Source organism: Streptomyces chrestomyceticus JCM 4735 (assembly GCF_003865135.1).
In the GTDB taxonomy this organism is placed as follows: Bacteria; Actinomycetota; Actinomycetes; order Streptomycetales; family Streptomycetaceae; genus Streptomyces; species Streptomyces chrestomyceticus.
Map to the genome: position 1 here is coordinate 6,370,860 of NZ_BHZC01000001.1, position 12,142 is coordinate 6,383,001.

Here is a 12,142-nt window from a genome sequence, read left to right on the forward strand (position 1 = left end):
GTTTCATGTGCCCTCCAGGCAGGACGCGGCGCGAGCGCCACGGTGTGCGACGGAGGGCAGGAAGAGGCCATTCCTCTCCCGACCGACTAAATGTACGAGCCCCCCAAGTTCCGGCAAATCCTAACAACCGGGAGGGCAGAGGCTTACAGGACGTGAGGAGCGAGGGCCGGCGAGGGCATGGCGCCGTCGGGCACCGGCAAAAGGGGAAGCGCCCACGCCGACGGCCGCCGAGAATGAATCCGTGCTGATCATTGATGCCGTCATGGAGACCTACGACGCCGTGGACTTCGCCCGGTGGCCCGCCGCCGCGCCGAGCGAGGACCGGCTTCTGGTGCTCTCCGGCGAGATGTCACTTCGGCAAGTCGGTACGGCGATGGCAGTCCTGACCAGCGGCCACGAGGACGACCACGAGGCCCCGGCTCACGCCGCGGGCGCCGAGGCCGTGGCCCGGCGCTTGGCGCACCTGCTGAGCGTCGATCTCGTGACAGCTCCGGGCGGCATCCGCCTGAAGGACACCACGACCGGCACTGTGATCGCCCCGGGCTGCTGCTTCGGCCTGGAGAACTGGCGTGACTGGTACGACCTCTTGGACGGCGACGAACCCTGGCTCGGCCACGGCACCGTCGCACACGTCGAGCATGGCGGCCCGCTCGTCAGGATCTGGCCCGACACGGAGGCTCCGGCGAGCCGCCCCATCGAGCTTCCTTCGGCCGAACTGCCGGCCCTCCTCCGCACCGTGCACGACGACCTCAAGGGCTTCCTCGCCCTCGCCGAGCAGTGGGTTCACGGTTACGCGCCCGCACTGGCCCCCGCCGTGATCGCGAAGCTTGGCGAGGACTTGTGCGGTGGCGCTTGGACCAAGTGACCGCGAAGGGGCCGGGATCGGGTGCTCGCGAGGTGAGGGCCCCGGTCCCGGCCCCGGTGGGCGCGTGGGTGTCCGCCGTCGTCCGGTCGTCAGGCGAGGGTCTCGTCCGACGTGGTGATCCCGGCCAGCTCGGGCCGGGCGAACGGTGCCTGCCAGTTGCCCGTGCCGTGGTAGACGTACGTGCCGTTGTCCGGGCCGGAGACGAGGAGGTCGGCGCGGCCGTCGGCGTTGGAGTCGCCGATGCCGATCAGTTGGCGGTAGCCGCCCCAGCCGGCGCCGATCTGCACGCGTCCGTCGAAGGTGCCGTCGCCCTTGCCGAGGTAGAGCCAGAGGACGCCGGAACGGTCGCGAGCCACCACGTCACCGGCGGAAGCACCCGCCACATCACCGACGGCGGTGATGTTGTCGTAGCTGCCCCAGCCGCCGCCGATCTTCTTGCGCGGCGCGAACGGTGCCCGCCAGTTGCCGGTGCCCTGATACAGCCACAGCACGCCGGACCGGTCGCGGGCCAGCAGGTCGCCGCGGCCGTCACCGTTCAGGTCGCTGCCGCCGGTGATCGCATCGTACGCGTTCCATCCGGCGCCGACCTTCAGCGGCTTGTCGAAGCTCCCGTCACCCTTGCCGAGGTAGAGCCACAGCACGCCCGCCGAGTCCCGCGCCACCACGTCACCGTGGGAGGCACCGGCCACGTCGCCGACGGCGACAACCTGGTCGTAGATGTTCCAGCCCCCGCCGACCACGATGCGGCGCTTGTGAGAGTGCGGGTTCAGAGGATCGTGGGCGGTGTCTTCGAGCGACAGTTTGCCCGCCCGGTCGCGCACGATCACGTCCGGCGAACCGTTGTCGGTGTAGTCGTGCGCGGCGGGCTTGCGCTCGACCGTGAAGGAGCCCTTCTGGTGGAGGGCGGGACCGATGCCGTTACGGGGTGCGGCGGTCAGTTCCCAGGTGTAGGCGCCGTTGGGCGCTGCCTCGTCCCGGCCGCGCACGTTGACCAGGCCGTCCCAGTTCAGGTCGACCCAACCGTCCCAGTTCTCGCCTCCCTGGTCCGGGACCAGGTGGTACTCGGCCCGCTTGCCCGAGGCGTTGTGGCGCAGGGTGATGGTCATGCTGACGTTGCGCCGGGACAGATGCCAGCGCGGGTGCCACCGGCGCTGGTCCAACCGTGCCGTGTTCGATACGTCGGAGCCGAGCAGGGTGACCTTGGTGGGCTGCCCGGTGCCCGCGACCAGTTCCACGGTCGGCGCCCCGCCACCGGCCTTCGCGGAGACCCGGTAGAGCCCTTCGCCCTGGGCGACGGTGCCGCCCATCACCAGCAGATCGCCGTCCGGAGTAGGTGCGGAGGACGTGGCATGGTCCATCACCTTGCGGGCGGTGCCACCGCCGGCCGGGACGGCCCGGATGGCCAGTTCATCCGGCGAGGATCCTTCTCGGACCCTGCCTCGGTTCCCGTACATCACCCAGTCGCCGACCAGGCCCATGGTCGGCATGTAGGAGCCGGGCAGGCGTGTGCTCCACGCCTTAGGGTTGTCGGCGCGCGTCTCGGTGACGCTCAGGTAGATCTTCTCGTCGCCGTAGTTCACCGACCCGATCGAGGCCATGTGCGTAGCCGACAGGGCCGCGTTGGACGAGAGATGGCTCACCATGCCGCGGGTGGGAACAACCTTGGCCGCGGCCAGGTCGACCACCTCGTACCCGTGAAGCCCCGTGCCGCTGACGCCTCTGGCGTATCGCAGCAGGGCTTTGCCCGGAGCCCCCGCCTCCATTTCGAACTCGGTTCCGTCGGTGGGCAGGCCCGTGACGGTCCGGTCGGTCAGCGTCCCGCCGCCCTGAAGCCCGAGGACGTGCACCTCTTCGCCGAGGGCGGCCTTCTTGGTGGCGACCACCCAGCCCTCGACGGTGCCGGCGTACCGGTACCCGTACTTCGTCAGGTCGATGAGTGTGGTGGCCCCGGTGGCCATGTCCCGCAGGGTGATCTTGCTGAACGTCTGGATGTACGGGGTGTTCCCGAGCGCCACGACGTCGGACACGGCGCCGTGTCCCGTGGTGTGGGTGTACTGCCAGTCGTCCTGGGCCACCTTGGTCGTACGGCCCTGGTAGTCCGTCCACACCACGTTGTTCTGCGGGTCCACGGACAGGAACCCGGTACGGCCCGCACTGACGATCTCGGACCCCGGCGCGATCTTCAGCGCCACATCCTGCACGTAGTCCCACGTGGGAGGCTCCACGGGCGCGGCCACAGCGGGAGACACGAGCGCCCCGCCGCTCACCGCGAGCCCGAGCGCGACGGCCCCGCCCAGAAGGCGCCGGGACAACCGGGACCGTCTCGGCTCCGGCGCGGTGGAACGTTTCACATGCCCTCCAGGCAAGTCGCGGCGTGAGCGCCGCGGTGGGTGACGGAGGGCAGGAAGAGGCCATGCCTCTCCCGACCGACTAAAAGTACGAGCCCCCCAAGATGAGGCAAATCCTAACAACAGGGAGGGGGCGCCGGGCACTTGCGGGGCGCAGGGGCACGCGCCGCGCGCGGACCGCCTTGTCGCTCCCCGGTGAGACGACACTTCGGCAGATCGGTACGGCGACCACGGCCTTGGCCAGTGGCCACGATGACGACCACGAGGTCCCGGCCCCCGTAGCCGCCCATTACCTTGCGGCCAGGTGTTCCGGCGCCGAGATCAAAAACTCTCCATGGCGGAGGTCCGCGCCGAAGCTTTGGAATCTTTCATACTGCTCTTGCGATATCGTCTCACCCTTACACAAAAGGACCTGAAGAAGGATGCGGAAAGCGAGATCCGGCGTGCAGAGGCGTACGCATTGATATCGGCGAAGTTGCGGGAGGAGGGGGTGCGAAAGGAGGTCTCAGCCGCCGGATCCGAAATGATTCGGTGGTGGACGGACAGGGCGGCTCGGGGACGTCCATGCCGCCCGTGACGCCTTCCGAACGCATCTCTCCCGCATCACATCGGTGTACGCCCTGCTGCGGCAGGTGCCCCTTCCGGCGGACGGCGAGCCGGGCTGGACCCCGGTGATGCGCCAACGCCTGGCAGGCGAACGGGAACGCTGCTGGCAGCAGCTCGACGAGCCCACCCGGTGGCTGATCAACAACGTCGCGGCGTACGCGGAAAGCTGGGGCTCACCTCGTCGAATTCGCCGTCCAGTACGCCGGCAACGCCCGCATGGTGGTGCTCTCCGAGCGGGAGGAGGCCAGGAAAACGGAGGCCCTGACAGCGCTGACACTGCCGGTGCAGCGCCATTTCTTCGGCTGGTTCTGGCCCAGAGGGCGGCATTTCATCGCCGACCGCCAATCCTTCGCGCAGACGATCGCCCTTATCAACACCGAATCCACCGTCTGAGCTTGCAACGGCACGTCTGCGGTGACAGTTCAGGCCAGCGTGGAGACCACGGCCAGGGCCTCACCGGACGCATTCTGTTTCGCGATTGCGTTCACGTCGCCCGTTGCCGCGGTGAAGTGGTAGAGCCGACCGGCCTCCCCGGGACGCCGCGCGCCAGGCTTGGGTGGATGACAGCGGCCCATCGTCCCAGGTTTCCACCCAGCCATGCTGGCGGGTCCGGGTGAAAAGGGCATCGGGGCCCGTCACTGCACCACTGTCATTCAGGACTCCAAGCTGCACGTGCTGTTCGGCGGCGGAATCCGGCTGCGGCTGCCGCTGGCCGGCGCCCACCACGACGACTTCGCGGAGCGTTTCTGGCGCCCGCCTGTCCAAGTCGCTTTTATGCGGAAATTAGTTCCCGAAGCTCACTGATGGTCTTGTTACTGAGTATTTCAGGGTGGCGATCTGCGAGGTGTTGGATCCCCTGGCGTACGAAATCGTGCACTGCATCGAAATACTCACTGCGGAGACAGCTTGCCGTACCCGCATGAAGGTCGGTGAAAACGGCATTGTCCCCTTGCTGTGTAATATAGATCACGCGCGCGTTTTCGGTGAAGTCGATCTCGCCGGCCCCCTTGTGGTCGAGGCCTTTCAGCGAGTAGGCGACCGTGAACATGATGTCGATCAACGGAACGCGCGCAGCAGAAAGGAACTCCACTCCGTCTACCCTGAGGTTCACTGGATACACGAAGAAACCATACCGGAGATTCATGGAGCTTTCAGTAGTGAGGTCAATCGTGCCGGGACGCGCGGCTGGACCGGGGAAGTCGGACTGTTCGTCTGGCGAGAAAGTCAACAGGATCATGCGTTTTCCTCGTATTCCTTGACTGCTGCGGAGGCGAGAGATGATGGCGGGGGTGATCCGCGAGCGGGGGCATCCCCACTCGCGGATCACCCCCGCCTGCCGAGACTATATGGGATGGGCGGTCTTCAGGGTTCCGTCATCGAGGATGATCACGCGAATTGCGGTTGCTTCGCGACCGCCTTCCGCCGTTGAGAGGCGGCCGATCCGCTTATGGAAGTCATACTCGTACACCGTGCCTTCCCTCCCCATGGTGTTGGGGGAGGCCCTGCCGTTGTCGATAACCTCCTGCAGGCGCTTCTTCAGCTCTTCACCCTTGACGAACTTCCCAGAGAATACACCCTTGTTGAGCGGGTCCTTCAAGTATTCCACTGCGCCTTCGCGGTGTGTTTCCTGTACGTGCTTCCAGCCGTCCCAGTCAGGTCGCGACCATTTGACAGTCGGGCGAACCCCGGGATCACAGCCGCTGTTGTGAACGAGAACCGGAGTCCCGCCCGCCATCACGTAGTAGGTGTGGATGCCCGCGATGGAGAGGTTGTAGACCCTACGGACCTCGGTCCGGGCGCGGGTGCCGACGACCTCGGGCAGGTCACCGTCGGAGGTGCGGAGTTGGTCACCCGTCTTGAGGTCCTTGGCGTCCACCCACTGGCTGCGGTTGGCGGCCCAGAACGGGTGGCCGTCGGTGGCCATGAGTGTTCCGGTGGCGTTTCCGGCTGCACCATCGGTGTCGATGGTGACTTCTACCAGGTGCTTCTGTCCCTCGCCGACGATGACGGCGGTGACAGCGCGCGACTCTGTCCGGCCGGTTGTCGGATCGGTAGCAAGAACCTGCTGACCGACTCGCACGTCCCGGATAGCCTTACGTGAACCGTCGGCCATCAGCACCGGAGTTTTTGGAGTGAAGCTATTTTTTTCCTTCTCTGAGAAACAGGGGTTTTTACGAAGCTTGTCGATGATCTCCTTGCTTTTGCGGATCAGCTTCTTCGCCTTGTCGGACTCCTCGATGAACTTGCCGATGCCCGTGACAGTCCGGTAGATGGCCTTGGTGATCGCCGGGGCTTCCTTGATGGCCTGGAAGGCCTTGCCCCAAGGGAGCGCGCCGATGAGAGTCCAGACGCAAGCCTCGATGTCCCCCTTGGTGAAACACGCCTTGACGTCGTCAAGGCCAAGAAGGGAGACCAGGATTTCGGCGCCGTGTTCCTTGAGGAAGCCGAGGAATCCCTTGTCGTCGAGTTCGAGAGCTGCCTTGTACTCTTCAGGCGTGATGCCGGCGGCCTTGAGAGCTGCCTCCTGGCCCGCAGTGAGTTCCTCGGAGTCGCCCTTGCCGCTCTCCTCCTTCAGCGATTCCTCGCGCCGCTTCCGCTCCTGCTCACGCTCGTAAGCCTCCGCCTTTTCGGCGGATTCCTTCGCCTCCTGGGCGTACTGGTTGGCCTTCTTCGCGGTTTCCTCTGCCGACTTGGCGTGCTGTTCGGCGGAGTCGGCGAGCTTGCTTGCGGCGGCTGCGTCGTTCTCGGCCTGGGTGGCGGCGCTCTGGGCGACCGCGGCCTCGTGTTCGGCCTTGGAAGCGGCGGCGGCAGCGGCGTTGGCGTGCTGCGTGGCCTCGGCGGCGGCGCCGCGGGCGCGGGATGCTTCGGCCTCGGCCGCGTTGGCTGCGTCGCGGGCTGCCTTGGCGTCGGCGTAGGCCTGGTTGGCGGCCTGGCGGGCGGCCTGCGCGTCGGCCTGGGCCTGGGCGTCGGCCTTGTTGGCGCTGGCTGCCGCGGCACGGGCCTTGGCGCCGTCGTCGGCCGCCTGGGCAGCGGACTTCATGGCGTTGGCGGACGAACGTGCGGCGTTCGCCGCGGAGTTCGCGGCGTCGGCGGCGGCCTTGAAGGCGGGCGCCACCTGGGCGTTGGCCCGCTTGGCGGCGTCCTCGGCGGCCTTGGCGGCCTTGAGCGCCTCGGTGGCCTTGGCCTCGGCGGATTCGACCTGTTCCTGGCCGGTCTCCAGGGCGGCCTTGGCGACCTGCGTGGCGAAGTCCGCGTCGACGTCCGAGCCGGTGAAGGGCGCGGTCATTTCGATGGCGGTGTTGGCCGGGTCGGCGATGCCGGCCGCCGTGCCGCGGGCGGCCACCGATGCCTGGACCGCGGTGGTGGCCTGGAGTCGGGCCATCGCGGCTTCGCGGACCGCGCCTTCGGCTTCTTCCTTGGTGCGGTTGGCCGCGTTGAGGGCGTTCTTGGCCTCCCGCATGGCCAGGTCCGCCAGGCGGGCGGATTCGTGGGCGGCGATGCCCGCGCGGGCCTCTTGGGCGGTGGCCTCGGCGGCCTGGGCGTTGGCGCGCTGCGCCGCGGCGTGCGTGGCGGCTGCCTCGGATTCGGCTTTGTTCGCTGCGGCATTGGCGGCAGCGGCAGCGGCTTCGGCCTTGTTGGCTGCGGCGTCGGCCTTGGCGGCGTGCGCGGTGGCCTCGGCCGCAGCGGCGCGGGCCCGGGCGGCGTGCCCGGCGGCTTCGGTAGCGGCGGCGCGGGAGCGTACGGCCGCACCGCTGGCGCCGTCGGCGGCGCTGCGTGCCTGACCGGCCGCCGCTCCGGCGGCGTTGGCGTCCTGACGGGCGCCGTCCGCTGCAGCCCGGGCTTCGGCAGCGTTGAGGGTGCCGCGGCCGGAGGCGGCGATCGCCTCGGTGGCCTTGGCCTTGGCCTCCGCGGCCCGGTGGTTCTGTTCGGCCTGGAAGGCCTTGTCCCGGGCCTCGTGAGCCGCCCGCTCGTCGCCGCGGGCCCGCTCGTCGGCCTTGGCCGCGATGCCTTCCTTCTCCTCGGCACTCGCGCGCGCCGAGGCGGCGGTGGCGGCGGCCGACTGGGCCTGGGCCCTCAGGGCGGAGGCGGTACGGGCCTCGGCCTCCGCGCGAGCCCGTGCCGCAGCCGCGGCGTCGCGTTCGCGCTCGGCACGGGCGCGGGCCTCGGCGGCCAGTTTGCGCTCGCGTTCGGCGATCTGGCGCTGCTCGGCGGCGATCTTCGCCTGCCGCTCGGCTTCGAGGCGGGCCGCACGGGTCTTCTTGGCGTGCTCCCACGCCTCCGCTTCAGCCTTCTCCGCCTCGATACGAGCGGTCTTGGCCCGGGCCGCCGCGTCGGCCGCGATCTTGGCCTGCTTCTCGGCGGCCGCGGCCATCGTGGCCGCCGCCTTGGCGTGCTGCTCGGCGTTGGCGCGCCACTGCTTGGCCTGCTGCTCGTGCGCCTCGGCCGCGTTCTTGGAGTTGAGCGCCGCGGCGTCGGCGGCCGTGGCGTCCACGGCGTGCTGGGCGGTCTCACTCGCCTTGACCGCCGCGTCCGCGGCGGCCGCGAGGCCGGAGGCGACCTCGGACCACTCCGTGCCGTGAGTCAGTCCGGTCTCCACCAGGATGTCGGCCTGGACCTTGGCCTGGGCGGCCGCTTGACGGGCTTCCTTGGCCGCCTGGGTCGCGTACTTCACCTGGCGGGCGGCCTCGGCCTTGACCTCGTCGTAGGAGGACAGGGTCTTGCCGGCCCGGTCGGCCGAGAGCATCTGGTCGGCCTCGCGTGCGGCCCTGGCGGCCGACGTCATGGCGTTGGACGCGTCCTTGAGGGCCTTGACGGCATCCCCGTGGAAGCCGATCAGCGCGGTACGGGCCTTGGCGGCGCGAGCCGTCTTGATCGCCAGTTCCGCCAGCTTGTCGGCGGCTTCCTGCTCCTCTTTCAGGGCCTTTTCGTGGGCTGCCTGGTCATCGGCGTCCTGCTGCGCGGCGACCTGGTAGCCCTTTTCCAGGAACTCCGTGATGGCCGCGTCGGTGCCGGTGGCGAGTGCGGCCTTGGCCGCCGCCTGCACATGGGTGCCGCCGACCGTGGCGAGCATCTCCACTCGCCTGCGAAGTTCGGCCGCGCGCTCCTTGGCGGTCTTCTCGTCCTTCGCGTCCCGGTCCCGTGCGATCTGCGCACCGTATTCCAGGAAGGCCTCGCGGTCCTGTGCCGTGGCTTTGGGGCCCAGGACACGTTCGACCTCGGTGTTGAAGTGCGGCCCGCCGGTGCCGCGCATCGCCTCGATCTTCTGGCGGTACTCGGCGTCGTGGTCGGTCTTCTTGTCCTTGGCGCGCTTTCGGGCCTCGGCCTCGCCGTGCTCCAGGAATTCCCGGATGGCGTTCGGGTCGTCGCTCTCCAGGGCCTTTTTGGCGGCTTCCTTGACTTCCTCCTCCGGGTCCCAGTCCGCGAAGTCCTGGACCAGTTGGCGGTCGCGTTCCGCGCTGAGCCGTGCGAGCCGGGATTCGGCCGGCGCCTTCGTCGTGGCCCCGGGCTTCGGCAGCGACGCGGTAGCCGCGTCGAGTGTCGCCATCGCCTGGGCGAACGACGATGCCCGGGCGGGTTTGGCGGGAACGGCGGCGACGGCTTCGGTCGCCGTGGTGCCGAGCACCGCCATGGCCACGACCGCGGAAACGGCCTTGGACATGGTTCCGGTCACGGCGGTGCGTGGCCGTCCGGCTCTGAGCCGGAATCTACCTGTCAAGGGAAGAACCCCCCTTAGTTAATGGACACAGAAATGAGCCCTGCCCTGCTCGGTAGCGTTCGGCGTCCGAGCAGGGCAGGTACGGGAAAGTCGAAAAGGGTGACATGAAAGAGGAGAGCCGAAGGTCAGCCCTTGACCCGGATCTCGCCTTCCCTGGCCCGGTCGAACATTTTCTGCCAAAAGGCAGTCGATGCCGCGGAGTCCGCCAGTTCCTTGGCCCACGCCGCGCTGTTGCTCTCTGCCGACTCGGCGATGTTCTTCCAGGTGAGCGCGGCGGAGTTCTTGGCCTGCTCGGCGATGGCCCGCCAGTTCTCCGCCTGCTTCTCGGCGGCGGTCTGCTCGGCCAACCACGCCTTGCGGGCGGCGTCGGCGTGCTCGGCCACGGCCCGCCAGGCCTGTTCGGCCTCTGCTCGGGCCTTCGCCGTGTCGGCGGCGCCCGTGACGGCCTCCTCGGCCGCCACGGCCACCTGGATCAGGCGGCTCAGCTGGTGGTGGCGGCGCGTCTCCGCGTCCGCGATCCGCGACCGTCGGCCTTCCAGGTCCAGCGCCGCGCCGGACATCCACCCGTAGCCGTAGAACTCCGCGATGTCGTCGTCGGTGGCACCGGGCCGCAGTGCCCACTGTGCCGCCGTCCGTACGTGCTCACCCGGGTCGCGTTCGCCGCGACCGCGCACGTACTCGCGCTCCGCGGCTGCGACCTCCTGCTGGTGCTGGGTGTCGGCGTCGCGTTGGGCACGGTCGCGCTTCTGTGCCTCGGCGTATCCCGTGCGGACGAATGCGGCCTGCTGGTCAGGAGTGCCCTTCAGTGCCTTCTCGGCAGCGGCCCGCACCTCAGGTGAGTAGCTCTTGGGGTGGGTGCGGATGATCCGCTCGATGTACGCCCGGTTCCGGGCCCGAAGGGTACGTCCCCGGTTGCTGGCGAAGTCGTAACCGCCGTCCGGAGCCAGCCACTTCGCGATCGCCTCCGGGTCCTCACTGCGCAGAGCGTTCCAGGCCGACACGCGGACTTCCGCGAACGGATGCGTCAACGCGTAGTGACGCACTTCCCTTCTGGCGTCCTCGGCCGCCTCGGCGATCACGAGCGCGGCCGCGTCGGAGTCCTGGGCGAAGGCCTGGCTCCGGGCTGCCGGAACGCCCCCCTGAGCCTCGGCCCAGGCCGGCGCCGTTCCCGCGACTGCGCCGCCGCCGGTCAGCACGCTGCACGTCAACGCCTGGGCGATCCACCACTGACGTCTCACTCAAGTCCCCTCGGAGAAGAAAACCAGCAGGCAGCACGGCACGGCTGCGACCGGTTACGCGAAAGAGCGCACGTGAGGACAGTGCCGCCACCGCCGAACCGGTGCGGCACCGTCTCCTCACGGCGTTGTCCGCCGTGCCTCGAACGGCACGGCTCAGTAGGTCACTTGACCGGCTGGATGCGCCACTGCTGGGCGGCGCCCTGGTTGCACTTCCACTGCCAGATCGCGGCACCCTCGGTGTCCTGGGCGTGACCGATGTCCAGACACTGGTCACCGATGTGGTTGGGGCGGATCTCGTAGAGCTTGTTGACCGCGTCCAGGAGACCGAACGTCCAGCGCTGCTGCTCACCGCCGTTGCAGGGCCACTGCCACACCTCGGCACCGGACTGGGTCTGTGACCGGCGCACCTCCAGGCAGCGTCCGCTGACCACGTTGCGCACCTCGAAGGTGGACTCCGCGGCGGGGACGACGCGCCACTTCTGGGCGTCGGTGCCATCGCAGGAGAGCTGCTGCACCTTCGTCTGATCCCCTGCCGTGTAGGGGGAGGCGTCCAGACACTTGCCGGTGGCGGCAAGCTGGAACTGTACGGTTTCCGCGACCGGCGCGGGAGCGACGTTCGCCGCGTGGGCGGTCGTCGCGCCGCCGGTCAGCGCGGCGACCATACCGGCCGTGACGAGCGCAGCTCGGGTGGTCCGTGCCATCGTGCGGTTCTCTTTCTTCGTGGTTCTGTCGTCATTCAGGGCAATGCGGTCGGCAGGCGCCACGTCAGGCGGTCACCGGCAGGATCCGCCAGCGCTGGTTGTCGCCCCCGTGACACGTCCACTGCGCCACGTTGGCGCCGTCGGCCAGATTGCTGCGGTTGACCTCCAGGCAGAGGTTCGGCGCTTGCTCGGGACGCAGCTCGAACAGCTCCTTGGCAACCTCGACCAGGCGGAACCGCCAGCGCTGGTGGTCGCCCTCGCCGCACCACCACTGCCAGACGTTGTCGCCCGCCGCCGTACCTGCGCCGCGCACTTCGAGGCACTTGCCGCTGTGCTTTGCCCGTACCTCGAACGTTCCGCCCCCGGCGGGGACGAGTTCGAAGGTCTGGTTGTCCAGGCCGTCGACGCAGGCCGACTGCACGGCGTTGGCACCGTTGTTGAAGCTGCCGCCCGCGATGGTGAGGCACTTGCCGCTGTGCGCGGCCTGGAGCTGTACCGCCGCCGGTGTGGAGGCGGCGGGAGCGGCGTGGGCGGTGGCCGCGCCGCCGACGAGCGCGGTGAGACCGGCGGCGGTGGCCAGCGCGGCTCGGATGGGCCGAGGCATCGTGATGTCCGTTCTTCTTCTCAAGCTGACGACGTCCGTGACGTCGAATGGTTCAGGTGTGCCG

Annotated in this window: 8 protein-coding genes; 2 read left to right on the forward strand and 6 right to left on the reverse strand. The window is 68.9% G+C overall.

The features are described 5' to 3' along the window. The first annotated feature begins 241 nt into the window (after positions 1-241). Positions 242-865, forward strand: a complete 624-nt coding sequence (locus EJG53_RS27560) for a hypothetical protein (RefSeq protein WP_125047140.1) — start codon at positions 242-244, stop codon at positions 863-865. Positions 866-954: 89 nt separating this feature from the next. Here EJG53_RS27560 and EJG53_RS40730 read toward each other — a convergent pair whose 3' ends face one another. Next, positions 955-3,090: an FG-GAP repeat domain-containing protein gene (locus tag EJG53_RS40730; RefSeq protein ID WP_154806404.1), complete on the reverse strand. Its 2,136-nt coding sequence runs from the start codon at positions 3,088-3,090 to the stop codon at positions 955-957. 945 nt (positions 3,091-4,035) lie between these two features. Here EJG53_RS40730 and EJG53_RS40735 point away from each other — a divergent pair. Beyond that, a complete protein-coding gene (locus EJG53_RS40735; protein WP_154806405.1) occupies positions 4,036-4,212 on the forward strand; it encodes a hypothetical protein in 177 nt (58 codons plus the stop codon). A 379-nt stretch (positions 4,213-4,591) separates the two neighbouring features. Here the strand turns inward: EJG53_RS40735 and EJG53_RS27575 are convergent, their stop codons facing one another. The 5 genes from EJG53_RS27575 to EJG53_RS27595 form a co-directional block, all read right to left on the reverse strand. Continuing rightward, positions 4,592-5,056: a hypothetical protein gene (locus tag EJG53_RS27575; RefSeq protein ID WP_125047142.1), complete on the reverse strand. Its 465-nt coding sequence runs from the start codon at positions 5,054-5,056 to the stop codon at positions 4,592-4,594. 105 nt (positions 5,057-5,161) lie between these two features. Then, a complete protein-coding gene (locus EJG53_RS27580; protein WP_125047143.1) occupies positions 5,162-9,478 on the reverse strand; it encodes a Hint domain-containing protein in 4,317 nt (1,438 codons plus the stop codon). Positions 9,479-9,660: 182 nt separating this feature from the next. Then, positions 9,661-10,773, reverse strand: coding sequence for a hypothetical protein (locus tag EJG53_RS27585; RefSeq protein WP_244955364.1), 1,113 nt, complete (start codon positions 10,771-10,773; stop codon positions 9,661-9,663). 161 nt (positions 10,774-10,934) lie between these two features. After that, entirely contained in the window at positions 10,935-11,474 is a 540-nt protein-coding gene (locus EJG53_RS27590) for an RICIN domain-containing protein (RefSeq protein WP_125047144.1), read from the reverse strand. A gap of 64 nt (positions 11,475-11,538) precedes the next feature. Further along, the gene (locus EJG53_RS27595) at positions 11,539-12,078 is read right to left on the reverse strand and encodes an RICIN domain-containing protein (RefSeq protein WP_125047145.1); all 540 of its coding nucleotides are present in this window, start codon (positions 12,076-12,078) and stop codon (positions 11,539-11,541) included. Positions 12,079-12,142 lie beyond the last annotated feature (64 nt).